This is a genomic window from Pararhodobacter sp., assembly GCF_036802785.1.
GTDB lineage: Bacteria > Pseudomonadota > Alphaproteobacteria > Rhodobacterales > Rhodobacteraceae > Pararhodobacter.
The window spans coordinates 57,911-76,435 of record NZ_DAIRVN010000003.1; the positions used below are offsets into that span (position 1 = coordinate 57,911).

20 protein-coding genes are annotated in these 18,525 nt (G+C 64.6%); 6 read left to right on the forward strand and 14 right to left on the reverse strand.

Annotated elements, in window-relative coordinates:
- Nucleotides 1-10: 10 nt before the first annotated feature.
- A complete protein-coding gene (gene ehuB / locus V7Q53_RS02245; RefSeq protein ID WP_333826743.1) occupies nt 11-886 on the reverse strand; it encodes an ectoine/hydroxyectoine ABC transporter substrate-binding protein EhuB in 876 nt (291 codons plus the stop codon).
- 47 nt (nt 887-933) lie between these two features.
- A complete protein-coding gene (locus V7Q53_RS02250; RefSeq protein WP_333826744.1) occupies nt 934-2,109 on the reverse strand; it encodes a trans-sulfuration enzyme family protein in 1,176 nt (391 codons plus the stop codon).
- A 126-nt stretch (nt 2,110-2,235) separates the two neighbouring features.
- On the opposite strand from V7Q53_RS02250, the gene V7Q53_RS02255 reads away from it, so the two are divergent.
- From V7Q53_RS02255 to ligD, 3 genes are all read left to right on the forward strand, one after another.
- Nucleotides 2,236-3,135 (forward strand): LysR substrate-binding domain-containing protein, encoded by a 900-nt coding sequence (locus V7Q53_RS02255; RefSeq protein WP_333826745.1) that lies wholly within the window; start codon nt 2,236-2,238, stop codon nt 3,133-3,135.
- Between the two features lie 115 nt (nt 3,136-3,250).
- Nucleotides 3,251-4,087: a non-homologous end joining protein Ku gene (ku, locus tag V7Q53_RS02260; RefSeq protein WP_333826746.1), complete on the forward strand. Its 837-nt coding sequence runs from the start codon at nt 3,251-3,253 to the stop codon at nt 4,085-4,087.
- A gap of 4 nt (nt 4,088-4,091) precedes the next feature.
- On the forward strand, nt 4,092-6,542 hold the full coding sequence (gene ligD, locus V7Q53_RS02265; RefSeq protein ID WP_333826747.1) for a DNA ligase D: 2,451 nt from the start codon (nt 4,092-4,094) through the stop codon (nt 6,540-6,542).
- 4 nt (nt 6,543-6,546) lie between these two features.
- Here the strand turns inward: ligD and ku (V7Q53_RS02270) are convergent, their stop codons facing one another.
- Together ku (V7Q53_RS02270) and V7Q53_RS02275 are read right to left on the reverse strand one after the other, a co-directional pair.
- Nucleotides 6,547-7,365 carry a non-homologous end joining protein Ku gene (gene ku, locus V7Q53_RS02270; RefSeq protein ID WP_333826748.1) on the reverse strand — a complete coding sequence of 273 codons (819 nt, stop codon included), beginning with the start codon at nt 7,363-7,365 and terminating at the stop codon, nt 6,547-6,549.
- Between the two features lie 112 nt (nt 7,366-7,477).
- Nucleotides 7,478-7,654, reverse strand: a complete 177-nt coding sequence (locus V7Q53_RS02275; RefSeq protein ID WP_333826749.1) for a nicotinate phosphoribosyltransferase — start codon at nt 7,652-7,654, stop codon at nt 7,478-7,480.
- 135 nt (nt 7,655-7,789) lie between these two features.
- On the opposite strand from V7Q53_RS02275, the gene V7Q53_RS02280 reads away from it, so the two are divergent.
- Nucleotides 7,790-8,254, forward strand: coding sequence for a hypothetical protein (locus V7Q53_RS02280; protein WP_333826750.1), 465 nt, complete (start codon nt 7,790-7,792; stop codon nt 8,252-8,254).
- Nucleotides 8,255-8,442: 188 nt separating this feature from the next.
- The gene (locus V7Q53_RS02285; protein WP_333826751.1) at nt 8,443-8,565 is read left to right on the forward strand and encodes a hypothetical protein; all 123 of its coding nucleotides are present in this window, start codon (nt 8,443-8,445) and stop codon (nt 8,563-8,565) included.
- Nucleotides 8,566-8,596: 31 nt separating this feature from the next.
- On the opposite strand, the gene V7Q53_RS02290 is transcribed toward V7Q53_RS02285, so the two are convergent.
- Nucleotides 8,597-9,832: a sensor histidine kinase gene (locus V7Q53_RS02290; RefSeq protein WP_333826752.1), complete on the reverse strand. Its 1,236-nt coding sequence runs from the start codon at nt 9,830-9,832 to the stop codon at nt 8,597-8,599.
- Between the two features lie 205 nt (nt 9,833-10,037).
- Complete coding sequence (locus V7Q53_RS02295; RefSeq protein WP_333826753.1) at nt 10,038-10,265, reverse strand: hypothetical protein; 228 nt, start codon at nt 10,263-10,265, stop codon at nt 10,038-10,040.
- 202 nt (nt 10,266-10,467) lie between these two features.
- Between V7Q53_RS02295 and V7Q53_RS02300 the strand changes: the two genes are divergently transcribed.
- Nucleotides 10,468-10,941, forward strand: coding sequence for a sigma-70 family RNA polymerase sigma factor (locus V7Q53_RS02300; RefSeq protein ID WP_333826754.1), 474 nt, complete (start codon nt 10,468-10,470; stop codon nt 10,939-10,941).
- Nucleotides 10,942-10,972: 31 nt separating this feature from the next.
- On the opposite strand, the gene V7Q53_RS02305 is transcribed toward V7Q53_RS02300, so the two are convergent.
- The 8 genes from V7Q53_RS02305 to V7Q53_RS02340 form a co-directional block, all read right to left on the reverse strand.
- Entirely contained in the window at nt 10,973-11,284 is a 312-nt protein-coding gene (locus V7Q53_RS02305) for a hypothetical protein (protein WP_333826755.1), read from the reverse strand.
- On the reverse strand, nt 11,284-12,252 hold the full coding sequence (gene nrfD, locus V7Q53_RS02310; protein ID WP_333826756.1) for an NrfD/PsrC family molybdoenzyme membrane anchor subunit: 969 nt from the start codon (nt 12,250-12,252) through the stop codon (nt 11,284-11,286). Before nrfD ends, V7Q53_RS02305 begins: the two co-directional genes overlap by 1 nt.
- Complete coding sequence (locus tag V7Q53_RS02315; RefSeq protein ID WP_333826757.1) at nt 12,249-13,088, reverse strand: 4Fe-4S dicluster domain-containing protein; 840 nt, start codon at nt 13,086-13,088, stop codon at nt 12,249-12,251. Before V7Q53_RS02315 ends, nrfD begins: the two co-directional genes overlap by 4 nt.
- The gene (gene fdh / locus V7Q53_RS02320; protein ID WP_333826758.1) at nt 13,085-16,276 is read right to left on the reverse strand and encodes a formate dehydrogenase; all 3,192 of its coding nucleotides are present in this window, start codon (nt 16,274-16,276) and stop codon (nt 13,085-13,087) included. Before fdh ends, V7Q53_RS02315 begins: the two co-directional genes overlap by 4 nt.
- Entirely contained in the window at nt 16,273-16,506 is a 234-nt protein-coding gene (locus V7Q53_RS02325) for a hypothetical protein (protein WP_333826759.1), read from the reverse strand. Before V7Q53_RS02325 ends, fdh begins: the two co-directional genes overlap by 4 nt.
- A gap of 146 nt (nt 16,507-16,652) precedes the next feature.
- A complete protein-coding gene (locus V7Q53_RS02330; RefSeq protein ID WP_333826760.1) occupies nt 16,653-17,468 on the reverse strand; it encodes a DUF2243 domain-containing protein in 816 nt (271 codons plus the stop codon).
- Between the two features lie 137 nt (nt 17,469-17,605).
- Nucleotides 17,606-17,857 (reverse strand): hypothetical protein, encoded by a 252-nt coding sequence (locus tag V7Q53_RS02335; RefSeq protein ID WP_333826761.1) that lies wholly within the window; start codon nt 17,855-17,857, stop codon nt 17,606-17,608.
- Nucleotides 17,858-17,948: 91 nt separating this feature from the next.
- Entirely contained in the window at nt 17,949-18,497 is a 549-nt protein-coding gene (locus tag V7Q53_RS02340; RefSeq protein ID WP_333826762.1) for a CinA family protein, read from the reverse strand.
- Between the last annotated feature and the right edge of the window lie 28 nt (nt 18,498-18,525).

Sequence of the window (18,525 nt, forward strand, 5' to 3'; positions counted from 1 at the left end):
GGGTAAGGGGTTACTGGCCACAGATATCCGCAGTGGTGCGGCTGGGCGGCAGCTCGGCCTCGGTGAAGCCATAGCGCCCCATGATCTCTTGCAGTGCGCCGGAAGCGATCAGTTCTGCAAGGCTCTCGTTATAGATATCACGCAGCACCGTGTCTTCGGGGCGGAAGGCGATGGCGGTATACATCGCCGCCGGGGTTCCGTCTTCGCGCAGAAGGCCGGTGAAGGGCTCTGCCCGCTCAAGCCCGCGCCCGGCAAGATTGGGGTCAGCCAGCATTCCGACGACCGAGGGCGCCGACAGCGTGGCGGCATGCGCGCGCCCGGCCAGCACGGCGGAAACCAGATCGTTGGATTCGGGCAGCAGTAGCATCTGCGCCTCCGGCACACCCGCCTCCATCGCATTGCGCGAGTTCAGCGTGCCGCGCCCGCCTGCCAGCATGATCCCGGGGTTCGCAACGATATCGGCATAAGAGTGAATGTTCATCGGATTGCCCGCGCGCACCACCAGCCCGTCACCGACGGACAGATCAGGCTCGGAAAAGATGACCTGCTGGCAACGCTCAGGCGTGATGGCGATACCTGAGGCGATCATGTCAAAGCGGTTGGCGTTCAGCCCGGGGATAAGCGCGCCGAATTCCGACACGACAAATTCGATATTCTCGATGCCGAGGGGCGCGAGTGCCGCGCGCACCAGATCAGGGTGATACCCGGTCACATCGCCCTCAAGGTCACGGAAACCCCAGGGAGAGCGGTTGTGAATGCCGATGGTGACGGTGCCGCCGGGCAGGCGCGCGGCCAGCTCGGATGCGGTGTCAGCATGGGCAGCAAGCCCGGAGGCGAAGGTACCGGCGGCAAGACCGGCGGCAAGAACGAAGCGTCTGGTAAACATGGATCTCTCCTGTCAGGGGTTGCAGCTGTCGGCCAGCCGTCAGGGCATCAGGTGCCGGATCGCTTTGTCAGTTCGGTGCAAAGCGTTTCCAGATCGGCCTGCAGGTCTTCCTCGGCTTCCAGTCCGATATTGACCCGCAGATAGACATCAGGCGCGCCGGGCCTTGCAAGGCTGCGGCTGCCGGAAACATCCATCGGCGCCAGCAGGCTGCGCGTGCCACCCCACGAGGCGCCGATGACAAAGCTGCGCATCAGATCAAGCGCAGGGTAAAGATGGGGCGTGGCGGCATCGTTGAAGACAATGCTGAAAACCCCGCTCGGGCCGCTGAAATCCCGCTTCCACAGGTCATGCCCCGGCGCGCCGGGCAAGGCAGGGTGCAGCACCCCGGCCACCACGGGCTGCTGGCGCGCCCATTCCGCCAGCCTGAGCGACACAGCACCGACGTGCCGCAGCCGTATATGCATCGTCTGAATGCCGCGCAGGACAAGCGCGCAGTCATCGGGCGAAACGCCGATGCCAAAGCGGCCCATGGTGCGCTTGATCGCCGCGCCGGTCGCATCGTCAGCGGTGGTGATGGAGCCCATCAGCACATCCGAATGGCCCCCGAAATACTTGGTCAGCGCCTCCACAACCAGATCGGCGCCATGCGTGATCGGTTTGAAATTGAGCGGGCTGGCCCAGGTATTGTCGCAGCCGACCAAGGCGCCATGCCGATGCGCCAGATCGGCGATCGCACGGAAATCCTGCATTTCCATGGTGGTCGATCCCGGCGATTCCAGCCAGACCATTTGCGCGCCGGGGGCCAGCTTTGTCTCAAGGTCAGCAAGCGAGCAGGGGTCATAGAATTCGGTGATGATGCCGAACCGCGCCAGATCATGCAGCGCAAGGTCGCGCGCCGGGGGATAGACGGAATCAGGCAGCAGCAACCTCCCCCCCGCGCTGACCAGCGCAAGGATCGACATCATCACCGCGCCCTGCCCCGAAGGCAGCAGCACCGTGCGCGCGCCGCCCTCCAGCGCCGTGATCTGCGCCTCCAGCGCGCGGCTCGTGGGCGTGCCCGACAGCCCGTAGCTGTAGCCGTCCGGGCCGCGCTGACTGCGGGTCTGATAGGCCTCGGCATCGGGAAAGGGAATGGTGCTGGCACGGTGAGTGGGCACAGCGAGCGAGGCATAGCCCTTGTCGCTGATGGTCGGCACTCTGACGCAGCGGGTCTGATCGCGCATGAAACTCTCGCAAGTGTTTGTCATGCGTGAGAGTAGAAAATCGTAGTGTATTCTGTCCAATGTTCATATTGTATAAGTCCATTCCCTCAGAGAATAGCTTTGCATCGGAAAAAGGCAGCGGACCGGATGAATGCCCGTCAAATGGAAATCTTCCACAGCGTGATGACCTCAGGCACCGTTTCGCGCGGGGCAGAGCTTTTGCGGATCTCCCAGCCCTCGGCCAGCAAGGCGATCATGGAGCTTGAGCGCGAACTGGGCTTTGCGCTGTTCGAGCGGGTCAAGGGGCGGCTGATGCCCACGGCAGAGGGGCAGTTGCTGCACCGCGAGGTGGAGAAAAGCTTTGTGGGAATGTCGCGCCTGAAAGCGGCCGCTGCGCGGATCCGTGATTTCGGGGCGGGGCAGGTGCGGTTTGCGTGCCTGTCGGCGCACAGCACCACCGTGGCGCCCATGGCCTTTGCCGCCTTCCGCGCCCGCCATCCGGATATCGCGGTGACGATGCAGACGCATATGTCATCGGTGGTGCGCGATCTGGTGTTTTCGGGCGAATTCGACTTTGGGCTGGCGGCTGACGAGATTGACCTGACAGGCGTCGATGGGCGCCCCTTTCTGCGCACCCGCGCCAAGATCGGGCTGCCGCTGGGCCATCCGCTTTGTGCGCGCGAGGTGATCCGCATCGAAGACCTCGATGGCGCGGATTTCATCGCCCTCGCCCCCGAGGACACCACCCGCAAGGAAGCGGAAAAGCTGTTTGCCGCCAGCAATGTCGCGCCCCGCGTGGTGTTCGAGACGCCCTTTTCCTCGACGGTCTGCGCCATGATCCGTGCCGGGGTTGGGGTGGGCATCGTCAACCCCATGACCGCCGAGATCTATAACGGGCGCTATATCGAACTGCGCCGGATGGAGCCTGCGGTGCATTTCCGCACGCTGATGCTGACCTCCCCGCGCAGCCGCCCCTCGCAGATCGTGCAGTCCTGCATGGATGCGTTTGTCACGGTGGCTGATACGCTGGGCGACGCCTGGAAATAGGCAAGCCCCGCCAGGACGCACCCTGCGCACAGCACCGGCACGGGCGCGCGCAGCGCAGCCATGCGGGAACCTTGGGCGCGCAACCGGGTTGTTGGGCAGGACAGGAGCAAGCTTTGTGGCACCAAGGGCGATCTGGAAGGGACAACTGAGCGTCGGCGCACTTTCCTGCGGTGTCGCCCTTTATGCTGCGGCCACAACCGCCGACCGCACCAGCTTTCACATCGTCAATCGCAAGACCGGCAACCGCGTGCGCCGGGACTATGTTGACGAAGAAACCGGCAAGCCCGTCGCGCGTGAGGATCAAGCCAAGGGCTATGAAGTGTCACGCGGCAGCTATCTTCTGCTGGAGCCCGAAGACATCGCCGCAGCCGTTCCCGAGGGGAACAAAACCCTCGAAATCGGCTCGTTTCTGGCCTGCAAGGATGTCGATACCGCCTATTTTGACAAACCCTATTTCCTGAAACCCGCCAGCGAAGCCGATGAAGAGGCCTTTGCCGTCATGCGCGAAGGCATGCGCAAGGCTGATGTTGCGGCAGTGGCGCGCGCGGTGCTGTTCCGGCGCGTGCGCACGGTTCTGATCCGGGCGCGCGGCTGCGGGCTTCTCGCCCACACGCTGCATTTCGATTATGAAATTCTTCCGGCCAGTGACGCTTTCAAAACGCTTCCGGACAAGCGCATCAAGGGCGAGATGCTGGATCTTGCCAAGCATATCATCGACACCAAGCGCGGGCAGTTTGACCCGTCAAAGTTCGACGACCGCTATGATGCCGCACTGGCCGAGCTGGTGAAAACCAAGGCCGAAGGGGGCACGATCGAAGCCCCGAAGCGCAAGACCGGCGGTGAGGTGGTCGACCTGATGCAAGCCCTGCGCGAGAGCGCCGGCACCCCGAAGCGCGCCCGCCGTTCGGCAAAATCGGGCGCTGGCGGCGCGGCGGCGCGAAAGAAGGGGTGAGGAAATGACGTTGCAGACGTATCGCAAGATGCGCGACTTCGGCAACACGCCGGAACCCGGTGGCAAGGCAGGTTCCGGGGCGGGCAATGCTTTTGTCATTCAGAAGCATGACGCGCGGCGCCTGCATTATGACCTTCGCTTGCAGATCGGCGGCGCCCTGGCCAGCTGGGCGGTGACACGCGGGCCCAGCCTGATTGCTGCGGACAAGCGCCTTGCGGTCCGGGTGGAAGATCATCCGCTGGATTACGGCGATTTTGAAGGGACAATCCCGGCGGGGAATTATGGCGCCGGAACGGTTCTTGTCTGGGATCGCGGCACGTGGGAGGCAGAGGGCGATCCCCTCAAGGGGCTGGAAAAGGGGCATCTGGAATTTTCCCTCAGCGGCGAAAAGCTGGCGGGGCGCTGGCATCTGGTGCGGATGGCCCGCAAGCCGCGCGAGAAGCGTGAAAACTGGCTTCTGATCAAGAGTGAGGACGAACATGCCCGCGCCAAGGGCGACCCGGACATCCTGTCAGAGCGGCCGGAATCGGTGAAGACCGGGCGCACGCTGGACGGCGTCGCCGCGGGGGCATCGCCGGTACCGGGCCCGGCGCCAAGGGGCGCGCGCAAGGCCGCCTTGCCGCAATTCATCGAACCGCAGCTTGCCACCCTCAGACGGCACGCGCCCACCGGCGATGACTGGCTGCATGAGATCAAGTTCGACGGCTATCGCCTTCAGGCCCGGATCGACACGGGCAAGGTTACCCTGCTGACCCGCAGCGGTCTGGACTGGACCGCGCGCTTTGGCAGCGCGGTCGCGCAGGCGCTCGCCGCACTCCCCGTCGATCAGGCGATACTCGACGGGGAAATTGTGGTCGAGGGGGCCGGCGGGGCCTCGGACTTTGCGGCGTTGCAGGCCGACCTCAGCGGCGGGCGCGATGACCGCTTTCGCTATGTCGCCTTCGATCTTCTGTATCGTGACGGACGCGACCTGCGCGGCGTGGCACTGCTGGAGCGCAAGCAGGCCCTTCAGGCGCTGCTCTCTGAAACCACGGACCCGCTGCGCTACAGTGAGCATTTCGAGGACGAGGGCGAGATGGTTCTGCGTCATGCCTGCAGGCTCAGGCTTGAAGGGGTGATCTCCAAGCGGGTCGCGGAAAAATACCGTTCAGGCAGGGGGCGCGACTGGATCAAGTCCAAATGCGCGGAACGCCAGGAAATGGTGATCGGCGGCTATGTGCCCGCAACCACCTCGGACAGTGCGATCGGCTCGCTGGTGCTGGGTGTGTATGAAGACGGCAAATTGCGCCATGTCGGCCGGGCCGGAACCGGCTACAGCCGGGAGGTGGCCGAGGATCTGTTCAGGCGGTTGAGCAGGATGGAGCGAAAACGCTCACCCTTCTCCGGCAGGCTGGACGCGGCCGCACGGCGGGGCGTGGTTTTCGTGAAGCCGGAACTGGTGGCCGAGGTGGAGTTCCGCGACTGGACGGGCGCGGGAATGCTGCGCCACGCCGCTTTCCGGGGCCTGCGCGAAGACAAGCCCGCGCGCGAGGTTGTGCAGGAACAGACCGCACAGGGCAAGGCCCCGGCGCGCCCGGTATCGCGCGTGAAGCTGACCCATCCTGACCGCGTTTACTGGCCCGGGGCCGGGGTCACCAAGGAAGGGGTTGCCCATTACTATGCCGATGTCTGGCGGTTCATGGCGCCCCATGTCATCAACCGTCCGCTGGCGCTGCTGCGCTGCCCGCAAGGGATTGCCAAAAGCTGCTTCTTTCAGAAACACGCCTGGCGCGGCATGAACCGCGAAATCCTGACCCTGCGCGACCCGAAGGATGACAAGGACGCCACCCTGATCGCCATCGACACGCTCGACGGGCTGATTGGCCTCGTGCAGGGCGGTGCGCTGGAAATCCACCCATGGCAGGCGGCGACGGATGCGCTGGAAAAGCCGGATCAGCTGATCATTGATCTGGACCCGGGCGACGGCGTGGAATGGCCGGTCATGCTGGACGCCGCGCAGGAGGTGCGCCAGCGGCTGAGCGATGCCGGGCTGGCGGCCTTCGTCAAGACGACCGGCGGCAAGGGCTTGCATGTTGCGGCACCGCTACAGCCGCGCGCCGGTTGGGATGCGGTCAAGGGGTTCGCGCGTGATCTGGCTCAGGCGATGGAAGCCGACAACCCTGATCGGTTCATCGCAAAATCGACGAAATCGGCGCGCAAGGGCCGTATCTATGTCGATTACCTGCGCAACGGGCGCGGCGCCACAGCGATTGCACCCTATTCGACGCGTGCGCGGGAGGGGGCGACGGTCTCCATGCCGCTGGGCTGGGAAGAGCTGGGGCCCGCCATCGGCCCCGACCATTTCACCGTCACCAATGCCCGCGCACGGCTGAGCGCTCTTGAAAGCGATCCCTGGGCCGGTTTCCGCGACGCCGCAGCACCCCTTGAGGCCCGCAAGCCCCGCAGGCGCGGCTGATCCCTCAGCGCTTGCCCTTGCGCTCGGCCTCAAGGCTTTTGCGCAGGGCGTCGGTGATGGAGACGATATTATCCGCCTTCTCCTGCCCGGCTTTCGGGGCTGCCCCGGCCTTGGCGGGACTGGCGCGGCTCTTGCGTTTGCGCGCGGCAATCATGGCCTTCAGCCGTTTCTGCACCGGGTCCTGAACCATGTCGGGCGACCAATCGGTCAGGCGTTCACCCACCAGCTCGTTGAACAGTTTGCGGGCGCGGGGCGCTGGTTTCGTCGGGTCGATATCGGCAAAATAGTCTTCCGCCTCGCGCACCTCGTCGCCATAGCGCAGGGCCCAGACCATGATCCCGTTGTCGCGCGGCGCCAGCATCACCGCGCGTTCGCGCCGGTGCAGCACGAGGCGCGCAATTCCCACCGTACCCGTCGCTGCCATCGCATCACGGATCACCCCATACGCATCTTCCGCCACCTTCGCATCGGGCAGCAGGTAATAGGGCCTTTCCAGCCAGATCCATGGGATATCGCCGCGCGCGACAAACTGGTCAATGTCGATGATCCGGGAGCTGTCCAGTGCGACGGCGTCCAGTTCCTTGTCTTCAAGGATTATCAGGTTGTCCCCGGAAAGCGGATAGGCCCGGCGCTGGCTGGAATCGGGCACGGGCTTGCCCGTTTTCTCATCGACATGGCGCGATTCCACGCGGTTGCCGGTGACGCGGTTGAGCGTGTGAAACCGCAGTTTCCGCCGCGTCGAGGTCGCCGGAACCATCGTGACCTGGCAGGTCACCAGCGACAGCCTGAGATGACCCTTCCAGAAACTGCGGGGCGCCGCCATGCCAACTCCTTTACTGACGAAGACATCTCGACTGTGAGTGAAACCGACAGCGCCCGCCCTGGTTGCCCTGCCCGGCACAGGCAGGCCCGGCGCACCCGCGCCGGGGCGAAGATTACTCCACCACCGCCGGCGCTGGTTCCTCGACCACCGGAGGCATCTCGTCGGTCGCTTCCTGCCTCCAGAACCCGGTAAGGAACAGGATAAGAATGATTACCAGAAAACCACCCGGTATCATCGCATAGAGCAGACTGCGGGGCATGCCTCTGGTCGGTTTGGGTTCTTTGTTCATATCGGGATCCTTCACTTTGCAACGGATCAATGCGGAACCCGCGGTTGCGGTTCCCCATGAGGCCGACAGCAGGCATGAACTTGCGCCATGGAACAAATGCGGCCCGTTCATGTTGGACCATCAAGGAGTTCAAACATGCGACAAACCCGGTACATGCTGTTGTGCGGCGCTGGCGCGGCCCTTGGGTCAGTGGCGGCGATCATGGTGCTTGCGAAAGCCGAAGGGCGACCGGCCCTTGGCCCTGTCAACGCGTCTAGCCACTGGCTTTGGGGCGATGAGGCGGGCCGGTCTTCAGAGGCTGACCTTACGCACACCGGAATCGGCGGCGCCACGAATATCGGCGCGGGGCTGATGTGGGGCGGCCTGCTGGGGGCTCATCTTCAGCGCAGACGGCCTAGCCCCACGGGCATTGTCAGGGATGGCATGGTGATGGGCGCGATTGCCGCGCTGCTGGATTACGGGCTTCTGCCGCGCAGGCTGTCACCGGGCTGGGAACTGGTTTTGTCGGGGCGCTCGGTGGTTCTGGGGATGGCCGGTATGGTGGCCGGGGCGGTTCTTGGCGGCCTCGCGGCCCGTGCGACCGACGATGAGGAAGAATGATGCGGCCGTCCCCGGCTGAACGCGGAATTGTCGTATTCCTGATCTCCTCCCCCCGGCCTGAGCGCCGCTGTTTCCGTCTGCGCAAGGGCCGGGGTGCGCAGGGTGATCCATTTTTCCCGGCGATCGGTGTGACCCAGCATCAGGATTCGCCCTTTTCCAGAACCAAACTGGAAGGCTAGAAGCCGCTGATGGCCCGCGATCTTGATTGGGTCATGCTGCGCCCCTCTGTCGTTCTGGGCCAGCCGGTCTCCGGCGCGAGCGCGCTCTTTCGCGGGCTTCCGCGATCTTCTGACCTGACGGGGGGCGATTAGCGCGCGTGACAAAGGGTGGCGTTCAGGGCCATCACGCCGGGGCAGAGGGCTCCCCTTGCAGCCAGACGCTTGACCATATGCGGTCAACCTGCTCCGGACTGATGCTGACCGGCGATATCGGTGCCAGCGCGCTGACCGGCACCGTCAACCGGTAGACGAAACCGCCGTCGATCTCGTGCCTCTCGGCGGCACCACTCAGCATGGCTGGCACCACGCTGTCGAGCAGGACCTGACCAAAACCACCGGCCGGGCGCGATGGCCGCGCAGAATCGTCTTTCTGTGCATCGGTTTCCCGCCATTCCAGCGCCAGCATCTGGTCGTCGGCGGGGCCGCTGACACGCCATTCGATATCCACCCTGCCCTGTTCGCGTGGCTCTTCGCCGGGCTCCGCTTCAGGCAGGGAACGCAACGCGCCATGCTTCTGGGCATTGGTGGCGAGTTCGTGCAACACCAGCGCCAGTTGCTGCGCCGCATCAGACCCCACCGCCACCTGCGGGCCATCGATGCGCACCCTGTCACCGAATGTCAGAAGCGCGGGCTCAAGCTGCCGGCGCGCCACCGCGTCAAGCGCCGCGACCTGATTGTCGGCGCCCTGAATGAGCGCTGCGCCCGCGTTCGCGAGGGCAATAATCCGGCCGGAAAAAGCCTCGACGAAGCTTTCCACATCGGTCATGTCGCGCGCGGTCTGGCGTGCGATCGAGCTGACCAGTGACAGCAGGTTTTTCGAGCGGTGCACGGCCTCGCGCGTCATGACGGCGAGCGTGTCGTTTGCCTTGACAAGCGCGGCCGTGCGCTCGTCAACCTTCTCTTCCAGCGTGCGTTGCGCCTCACGCAGGGATGCAAGCGTTTGCTGATGCGCCGCAATCTCGTTGCGCAGCTCTTCATTCGCCCGCTGAAGCTGTTCCGGGCTGGGAATGGCAACCAGCCGGGGCACCAGCCAGAACAGCACAAGAGCCGTGATTGCCGAGACAATGCCCGTGATCAGCTTGATCAGCCCGTGCAACGGATAGACCGGAATCCAGAGCGTGACGATAGAGACCAGATGCGCAACACCGCAGAGCAGGATGAACGCGGCGAAAAGCACCACAAGGCCGCGATAGCGCACATCGGGCCTGCGCTTCAGAAACAGCAGAAGAGCGAAAGGAATGGCCGAATAAGACAGGAAAATCAACAGGTCAGACCCGGCAAACAGAAAGACCAGCCAAGGCTGCCAGAACAGGCAATATCCGTGCGGCATATAAGACGCGTAGTCGATCAGAGCCTGCATCTGTCCATTCTCCATGCACATCCCGGAGGCACCCGGATGCTGCCCGAACTGAGGTAGAGGAATTGCGCCGCCTTGCACAGACTGGATCAGCCGGGCCTGTTTCGTCAAGGCGGCGCGTGCTGCCGCAGGCCGCGATGCAGCATTCAGACCGGACAGGCGCGCGCGGTGCCTCAGGGTGCGTCTCCGTGCTGATCGTCCCGGGTTTTTACAGGACAATCCAGAGCGCTGTGAGGAGGGTGAGGAGGATGATCAGGAAGAGGATCATGCCCTGGGCGGTGCGGGCGGATTGGCGGGTGAGGTCGGTGCGGTTTTCGCCGTCGGGGGTGGTGCCTCCGGGGGCGTCGCTTCCGGGGCTGGCGGCATCAAGCTGGTTTACCGAGGCGATCCGGCCGCGCGCGCGGCGGCGGATGCGGGTCAGTTTGTGATCTGTCATCTTGGTGCGCCCCCAGGTCTTTCTCAGGCGCTTAAACCGGCGCGCGCAGGGAATGTTCCGGGCGCAACCCTGAATTTCCACGCAAGGCCCCAGGGGCAGGGAACTTGATGGCGCCGCGTGCATTGACTGACAGACGCATGGCCGTCGTGTGCTGACCCTTCTGACCCGCCGGCCTCTCTTCCGTTACCCGAAGCAATTGCCAATGTCCGATGATATCCTGTCCCACCTTCCGGCCATGAGAGCCTTTGCGCGGTCGCTGAGTGGCAATGCCGTCGATGCCGACGATCTGGTGCAGGAAACCTTGCTACGCGCACTGGAAAACATTCACCGCTACACCCCCGGCACCAATCTGCGGGCCTGGCTGTTCACCATTCTGCGCAACCGCTTCTACACCAACAGCGCCAGACGCGCGCGGGAGCGGACGGGTGACGCCGATTGCGTGGCGGATACGCTGGTGGTGCAGCCGGATCAGGAATGGTCCCTGCGCATGCGCGAACTGGCGCGGGCGCTGAACGCGCTGCCGGTGCATTACCGCGAGACCATCGTGCTGGTCGTCGTGCTGGAGGAAAGCTATCAGAGCGCGGCCGGGATTCTGGGATGCGATATCGGCACGGTGAAAAGCCGGGTGTCGCGGGCCCGCCAGATGCTGAAACAGACACTGGGCGACAGGGTGTGAAACGGGCCGCCCCTGTGCCCCGGCAGGCTTGTCACGCAGGCGTCTGGCGCGCGGCCTGAACGAGTTCATGCAATGCCTTGCAGGTCTGCTCGATCCGGTGTGCATGAACCCCGGCAAGGGGAAACTCTGTCCCATAGGCAAGGCTTGTCACGGCATTGGCGCGCTCAAGCAGATCGCGCGACAATGCGCCCTGCCGGTAGGCCGCGAGCATGCGGTTGCGCAGCGCGATGACGTGGCTGATGGCGTGGTGCATTTCCTCATGGCGCAGGTCGCCGCCTCTGTCGAGCGCGGCGCGGAGCCGGGCAATCGCCTCTTCGGCATGGTGGTGCAGTTCCTTGTCCATCACGGTTTCCGCCCGGCAGGTTGGGCGAGGGTGAAACCGGCTTCGGGGCGTTCGACCGCCGCCTTGCCCGTTTCCAGCAGGCCATGACGCATCAGCATCCCACCGGCAAGGACGGCGCAGGACCCTGCAATCGCCGCACCGCGCCCGCGTCCGCCCATGGCGCTGCCGACCGCATAACCGACAAGCGGCAGCGCCCCGGCGACCAGCCATGTCGAAACCTTCAGCCGCCGGTGTGGCGTGGCGTCCCTGATCGTCTCGTGCACGCCGGTTTCCTGCATCCGCTCGTCGAGAGCGGCGCTGGCGCCGAGATGGGCCAGCGTGGCGACGGCTGCCACCTTTTCGAACCGGCGCGCCGTGGTATCGCGCCCGCCCAGCCGTTCCCAAAGGGCAAGCGCCGCCGCGCCCATCGCGACCGCGACACCGGCGAACTGCGCCCCAAGCGCCCGGGGTGCCGCAGCCCAGTAGGGGTTCGACGTGGCGGAGACAAGCGCGGCGGTATAGGTCGCCACCCCCGCGCCGCCCACCCCGGAAACGAGTTGCCCGGCTCTGCCCAGCAGCCGCAACGGGCGCAACCCGGCGCTTGCAGGCAGATCGGCAAGCGCGGACAACAGGCTTGCGCCGCCAAAGCCGCCGAAGATGTAGCTGCCGAAGGACATCGGCGAGGTTGGCCGCAGAATGCGCAGCATGTTGTGGAAGCGCTGCGGCGTCTTCAGGTCCGCAATCAGCAACGCGGCCCCCGCGACTGTGCCGGTCAGCGCCATCAGCCGCGCACCGCGCCGGGCCGGGCCCATCCCGTCCGGGTCCTGCAACGAGCCCAGCGTGGCAAGCGCCTGCGCCGCGCCTGCGGTGCCGGCAACGGCGATATAGCCGCTCACCTTCCAGTCCCAGTGCGGGTATTTCAGCCCCGGCTGGCCATAATAGGTCTCGCCCTGCCAGTCGGGCAGCGTGTGAGGATCATGACGGGTCATCGGCGCCCCCCTCCCAGCAGCGCCGTGGCGGCCAGCGCGAGCCCGGCAAAGGCGGCAAGGCCCGCGCCAAAAGCCGGGGCAATGCGGCGCGACGGCAGGCTGGGGGCGGCGGGCAGGCCATAAACCTCGGGCCGGTCACGGAGCAGGAAGAACGCGTTGAGCTTCTTGATGCCGCCGGTGGCGCCGGGGCTGTCAGGCGTGCCGTAGAGATAGGCATCGCTCTCGCCGCGCTCATGCAATGCGCGTGTGCGTTCCTGCGCGCGCCCGATCAGGTCATCCAGCGGGCCGAACTGGATGGAGTCGGTCGGGCAGACCTTTGCGCAGGCAGGCTCGCGCCCGCCTTTCAGCCGGTCATAGCAGAGGGTACATTTATGCGCCTTGCCATCGACCTCGTCGACATCGACAACGCCGAACGGGCAGGCAGGCACGCAATAGCCGCAACCGTTGCAGATATCCTGCTGTACCACCACGCTGTCAAATTCGGTGCGGAAGATGGCGCCGGTCGGGCAGGCCTCAAGGCAGGGTGCCGGGTCACAATGTTTGCAGACATCGGACATCATCAGCCAGCGCGGGCCAGCGTGGCCCGGCGCCTCGTCCATCTGTTCGACAAAGGCGACATGGCGCCAGGTGGTCGCGGAAAGGTCGCGGGTGTTGTCATAGCTCATGCCCGACAGCCCCTCTTCCTCGGCGGGCAGCTGGTTCCACTCCTTGCAGGCAACCTCACAGGCCTTGCAGCCGATACAGAGCGTCGTGTCGGTGAAGAAGCCATAGGCGCGACCGGGTTCGATCACGTCCCCTTCGGCGTTTCCGCACCCGTGTGGGAGATCAAAGCTCATGCGGGTCTCCTTTCCTTCAGCCTGCCTGCGCGGATGGCGCAGGTCAGGGTCTTGTTTTCGTGCATCGAGGTGTTGGGGTCACCGACAGCGGCGGTCAGCACATTGGCGATATCGCCGGTCGCCACCCCTTCCCATCCAAAATGCCAGGGCATGCCGATCTGATAGACCTGCCGCCCCTCCAGCCGCAGCGGGCGCAGCCGCTTTGTCACCAGCGCCCGCGTCTCGATCGCGCCGCGTGCCGTCGAAAGGGTGACCCAGTCAAGGTTCTCCACCCCGATCTCATGCGCGAGTTCCGGGGGAATCTCGGCAAAACCCTCGGGTTGCAGCTCTGCCGTTGACGGGGTGGCGCGGGTGGGCGTTCCGGCGCAGTGGTGCTCGGTCAGCCGGTAGGTGGTCAACACATGCGGATAGCGCGGATCGCCCGGCGCATGGAGCGGGTTCTCGGCGCGCTCGAACATCTTCGCCACCGGGCTTTCACGCTGCGCCGGATAAATCAGGTTGCCACCAAGGCTTTCGACCGGCTCGTAATGCGCGGGCAGCGGGCCGTCTTTCAACCCCGAGGGCGAGTAGATATGCGCGCGCCCGTCCGGCATCATGATGAACGGCTCATCGCCGCGTATCGCCTCCATCCCTTCGGGTTTCCTGTCCCAGTCGGGGCGGTAGCCGGGGGCCTTGTCAGGTGGGAAGTCGATGGCATCGTTACCCTCCCAGCTTTCCTTGTCAGCGTTCCACCAGACCAGCCGCTTGCGCTCGGACCACGGCCGCCCGCTGGCATCGGCCGAGGCGCGGTTGTATAGGGTGCGGCGGTTGGCGGGCCAGGCGAAGGCCCAGTCCAGATGGGTGCCGGGGCCATCAGCGCCATCAGGGTTGCGGCGGCGGGTCTGGTTGTGGCCCTGCTCAGGATACGCGCCGCAATAGAGCCAGGAGCCGCAGGCGGTGCTGCCGTCATCCTTGAGCGCCTGAAAACCGGAAAGCTGCTTGCGCTCCGGCCATGTATAGCCGTTGATTTCCCGCAGAACGGCTTCGGCCTCGATGTCGCCACGCTCATTCCTGACCGGGTAATCAAGCGTCAGGTTGCGGATCGGGGCGTCGCGTTCCTCGGTGCTGTCGGCATAGAGCGCCTTCAGCCGCTGGCCGAGATGATACATGAACCAAAGCTCGGACCGGCTGTCGCCCGGGCCGTCGATAACCTTGTCATGCCATTGCACAAGGCGGTGGGTATTGGTGAAACTGCCCTCCTTCTCACCGGCCAGTTCGGCGGGCATCAGGAATATCTCGGTGCCGATATCCTCAGGACGCATCTCACCATCGCGGACCAGATGGCCCTTCTGCCAGAAACTGGCGCTCTCCACCGTCTCGGTATCGCGCACCACCAGCCAGTCAAGCTGCGCCAACCCGCGCTGGACCATCCGGCTGTTGGACCCGCCCACCACGACATTCTGGCCCATAAGGAACATCCCCTTGATGAGCCCGTCGTTCAGCGCAAGCGTCATCGCCAGTTGCGAATGATCGCCGACAATCTTGGGCAACCACTGGAAGCCCCATTCGTTATGCGGCCCCACGGCATCGCCATACCAGGCGCGCAAAAGGCTGGTCATGTATTTGGGGAAGTTGTGCCACCAGCCCGTTGGAATTGTTTCGTCATCAAGGAACTGGTCATAGTGCCGTGCCTGCGGCTTGAAGGCGTTGGGCTGTGGCAGATAGCTTGGCAGCATGTTGTAAAGCGTCGGAATGTCGGTTGACCCCTGAATCGAGCAATGCCCGCGCAGCGCGAGGATACCGCCACCCGGACGGCCGATATTGCCCAGCAGCGACTGCACGACGCCCCCGGCGCGGATCATCTGCACGCCGGTCGTGTGGTGGTTCCAGCCCACCGCATAGCAGATCGCGCCGGTCTTCTCGCGGCCCGAGCCTTCGGCCAGCGCCTGCGCGATCTTCAGGAATGTCTCTTTGGGGCAGCCGGTGACCTGCTCCACCATCTCCGGCGTATAGGCCGCGTAGTGGCGCCGCAGGATCTGATAGACGCACATCGGATGTGTGAGTGTCAGGTCCTGACGGGGCGGATGGTCATGCAGACGGCTGGTGAGTTCCGAGAAGGATTCAGCGGTATCGAGGTAGTGTTCGGCCAGCGCCGAGGGCATGGTAAAGCCCTCATATTGCCAGCTCTCCTGATCAAAGGATTTCTTCTTCTCGTTCCAGCCCGAAAAGCGGTTTGACGCCTCTTCAGAGGGGTTGCGGAAACCCTCTTCGATGATCGTCGCAAGGTTGGTGAAGGGCAGCGCGTAATCCCGGAACCACAGATCGTTCTCAAGCAGATAGCGCACGATCCCGCCCAGAAAGGCGATGTCGGTGCCCGCCCGGATCGGTGCGTGAATATCGGCCAGCGCCGAGGTGCGGGTGAAACGCGGATCAACATGGATCACCTTTGCGCCCCGCTCTTTCGCTTGCATGACAAAGCGGAACGCGATCGGATGCGCCTCGGCCATGTTCGAGCCCATGATCAGGATGCAGTCCGAATTCGCCAGATCCCATTGCGGCATGGTCGCGGCACCGCGCCCGTAGGCGGCACCAAGGCCGGGGACCGAATTGGAATGGCAGACCCGCGCCTGATTTTCGATCCAGGCCATGCCAAGCCCGCCGCTGAAGATCTTCTTGATGAGGTAGTTTTCCTCATTGTCGAGCGTCGCACCACCAAGCGAGGCGACACCAAGCGTATGGTTGACGGTCGTGCCGTCGGGCAGCGCCTCGACAAAGGTTTCGTCGCGGGTTTGTTTGGTCAGCGCGGCGATCCTGTCCATCGCCCAGTCAAGCGGCTTTTCCTCCCATCGGGTGGAATAAGGTGCGCGGTACTTCACTTTCGCCAGACGGGTCTGCGCGGCGTGCACGCTGAGAAGGGACGCGCCCTTGGGGCACAGCGTGCCCTGATTGATCGGACTGTCCGCATTGCCCTCGACATGGATAAGCTGCCCGTTGCGCACATAAAGGCGTGTCGAACAACCGACCGCGCAGAACGGGCAGACCCCGGTGCCGATGGTGTCTGCCTGCTCAAGGCGGGGCCGCAGGCTGCGCGACATCTCGCTTTCGGCGGCGGCACTGCGATGGTCGGCACCGACGGCCTGCCGGGGAAGCGACCAGTTGCGCAGAAAGTGCGCCAGGCGGCGCTTCGGCGTCTGAATCCGGCCCGTCATAGGGAATGTACGCCAGGTTCACAGACCTGATGCGCCACAAGGTTGCTGCGCCCCTGAATCGTGTCAAAGGCGACCCGCACAGGCGCCATGCGGGCACACAGGTCTGCAATATCCTGCGCTGCCGTCTTTGCCTGATGGGCGAGCACGAAATGCAGCGAGCGCCCGTCAGGCGTGGCCAGACGAAACCGCCCTTCCTGCACAATCGTCACGATACCGAGGACATGTTGCATGGTGCACTCCGCTTGCGTGAATCCGGTCAAGGTTCAGACTAAAAGCCACCGGGCGGCGAAAATGTTCCTGAATTTCTCAGGATCATCGTGGCAGATGCCGGTCTGCCTGCGGTCCGCGCGGCACCAGAACACCGGCGGAAAGCCCGTCACACCCCGGTCCAGCTCAGACAACCGACCGCGACCGGACCGCGTGAAACCAGCCATGCCCCATGCCGGTAAAGCCGCGACACATTCGCACCGGGACCGGGCGCGATCAGCCAGACACCGCGGTTTTCGTCCGTCCAGACCAGCCGCCCGTCGACAGCATCGGCGGCTGCAACAACGTCACTGAACGAAGCGCCGGGCCGGAAAACTGCAAGGGTCATGTCATTGTCCAGCGCGCCTGCGGGCGGAACGGCGGCGACCGGACCTGCGACAAGCGCCGCAAACGCGAGCGACGCGGCAGTGATGCGCCCCCCGGGTGCCCCGCCGGATGTGTCGCCGGGCCGGGACCGCAGCAGCCAGACACCAGCGGCAAGTGGCAGAATGCCGAAGGGGAACAACCACGCAAGATCCCAGAACAACGGGTTATCCACATCCATCCGGATCCGGTGGATCTGCAAAAGCCAGTGTGACACCACCGCGTCAAACGCATGCCAGCCGCCAAAACCCACCAGTGCCCACCCAGCAAGACGGCGGCCCCCGGCGGCCTGCAGGGTTTTGCGGCCGGACCACAGGAATGCCAGACCGGCCAGTGCAACCACATAATGGAGAAGGTGAAACACCCCGTCGGCGAGAATCTGGAAACGAAGATCAAGGAGTGTGCCCGAAGGGGCGACTGCCGAGAACAGATGATGCCATTGCAGGATCTGGTGCAGCAGAATACCGTCAAAGAACCCGCCCAATGCAATACCAAGCAGACAACCGCCCGTCGCAACGCGCGAATCCGGCTTTTCCGCCACCACCATGCTCTGACTCTCCATGCCGTCCTCCCTTCCGTCTGTCGATGCAGCTGGCCGCCTCGGACCGTTGCGGCGCTGTCGGCCTCTGCCCGGGCGCGGAAAGCGGCAACATCCCTCGCTGCGCAGGTGACAAAGCATTCGCCCGCGCGCGCCGGGCCTCAGTTCGTGTCTTCGCGCAGGTTCATGACTGCCACGCTCATCGCGAGCGTGCCGAACATCAGCCCGCCCGTGGCAAAAAAGAGCGCCGTCAGCACCGCGCTGTCCATGCCTGCCAGCAGCGAGCCAACATTGCCGATGTCAAACCAGAGCACCATCAGTCCGCAGGACCAGCCCAGTGCCACACCGTCTGCGAAATGCGAGAGCATGAACCGGATCAGCCTTGGCAGGGCAAACCATTGTTTTCCAAGCATCGCGGCATCCTTTACAAAAGGTCATGCTCTGCGAACCTTTTTACGCCGCAAAATGTTCCTGCACCGGGGAGCGGGGAGCACAAAGCAGCGGTCAGCCCTTGCCCTCATCGCCCCCGATGGCGGCGCATCCCATGGCCAGCGCGGTGCGCATCGCGTCGGCGACAACCGCGTGCGGCGTGCCTGAAAAGTGGCATTCACGCACGACAGGCACCTCACCACGCAGGGCGGCGGCGATGAAGACAAGGCCCGCGGGCTTGCCCTGATCCGGCCCCGGACCGGCCACCCCGGTGATGGCCAGCGCCAGATCAGCCTCAGGCGCGCCTTTCAGGGCGCCGGTCGCCATCTGCCGGGCGACCTCAGGGTCATAGACTGTGCGTTCAGCGATCAGACCGGCAGAAACCCCCAGCGCCGCGATTTTCAGCGAGGGGCGGTAGGTGACGAAGCTTCCGACCAGAAAGCGCGTGCTGCCCGGAAAGCCTGAGAGGCTGGCGGCCAGCAACCCGCCGGTGCAGGATTCCGCTGTGACGACGCACAGACCCCGCGCCGTGAGCTGCGCGCACAGCAACTGCGCCTGCGCGGCGACAGCGACCGGGAAGCGCGGCATGAGCAGGCTTTCGGGGATATGTTCCTTGCGCGACATGAGAGCGTTCTCCGGATGGACCTTGCCC

What these genes read in the sequence shown, in the direction of transcription:
- nrfD (WP_333826756.1), bottom strand. Translation starts at nt 12,252, where the DNA reads ATGACCCGTCATGATCCTCACACGCTGCCCGACTGGCAGGGCGAGACC.
- V7Q53_RS02290 (WP_333826752.1), bottom strand. Translation starts at nt 9,832, where the DNA reads ATGCAGGCTCTGATCGACTACGCGTCTTATATGCCGCACGGATATTGC.
- V7Q53_RS02340 (WP_333826762.1), bottom strand. Translation starts at nt 18,497, where the DNA reads ATGTCGCGCAAGGAACATATCCCCGAAAGCCTGCTCATGCCGCGCTTC.
- V7Q53_RS02250 (WP_333826744.1), bottom strand. Translation starts at nt 2,109, where the DNA reads ATGCGCGATCAGACCCGCTGCGTCAGAGTGCCGACCATCAGCGACAAG.
- V7Q53_RS02305 (WP_333826755.1), bottom strand. Translation starts at nt 11,284, where the DNA reads ATGGACAAGGAACTGCACCACCATGCCGAAGAGGCGATTGCCCGGCTC.
- V7Q53_RS02295 (WP_333826753.1), bottom strand. Translation starts at nt 10,265, where the DNA reads ATGACAGATCACAAACTGACCCGCATCCGCCGCCGCGCGCGCGGCCGG.
- ehuB (WP_333826743.1), bottom strand. Translation starts at nt 886, where the DNA reads ATGTTTACCAGACGCTTCGTTCTTGCCGCCGGTCTTGCCGCCGGTACC.
- V7Q53_RS02275 (WP_333826749.1), bottom strand. Translation starts at nt 7,654, where the DNA reads ATGAACAAAGAACCCAAACCGACCAGAGGCATGCCCCGCAGTCTGCTC.
- ku (WP_333826748.1), bottom strand. Translation starts at nt 7,365, where the DNA reads ATGGCGGCGCCCCGCAGTTTCTGGAAGGGTCATCTCAGGCTGTCGCTG.
- fdh (WP_333826758.1), bottom strand. Translation starts at nt 16,276, where the DNA reads ATGACGGGCCGGATTCAGACGCCGAAGCGCCGCCTGGCGCACTTTCTG.
- V7Q53_RS02335 (WP_333826761.1), bottom strand. Translation starts at nt 17,857, where the DNA reads ATGCTTGGAAAACAATGGTTTGCCCTGCCAAGGCTGATCCGGTTCATG.
- V7Q53_RS02285 (WP_333826751.1), top strand. Translation starts at nt 8,443, where the DNA reads ATGGCCCGCGATCTTGATTGGGTCATGCTGCGCCCCTCTGTCGTTCTG.
- V7Q53_RS02280 (WP_333826750.1), top strand. Translation starts at nt 7,790, where the DNA reads ATGCGACAAACCCGGTACATGCTGTTGTGCGGCGCTGGCGCGGCCCTT.
- V7Q53_RS02255 (WP_333826745.1), top strand. Translation starts at nt 2,236, where the DNA reads ATGAATGCCCGTCAAATGGAAATCTTCCACAGCGTGATGACCTCAGGC.
- V7Q53_RS02315 (WP_333826757.1), bottom strand. Translation starts at nt 13,088, where the DNA reads ATGAGCTTTGATCTCCCACACGGGTGCGGAAACGCCGAAGGGGACGTG.
- ligD (WP_333826747.1), top strand. Translation starts at nt 4,092, where the DNA reads ATGACGTTGCAGACGTATCGCAAGATGCGCGACTTCGGCAACACGCCG.
- V7Q53_RS02330 (WP_333826760.1), bottom strand. Translation starts at nt 17,468, where the DNA reads ATGGAGAGTCAGAGCATGGTGGTGGCGGAAAAGCCGGATTCGCGCGTT.
- V7Q53_RS02325 (WP_333826759.1), bottom strand. Translation starts at nt 16,506, where the DNA reads ATGCAACATGTCCTCGGTATCGTGACGATTGTGCAGGAAGGGCGGTTT.
- V7Q53_RS02300 (WP_333826754.1), top strand. Translation starts at nt 10,468, where the DNA reads ATGTCCGATGATATCCTGTCCCACCTTCCGGCCATGAGAGCCTTTGCG.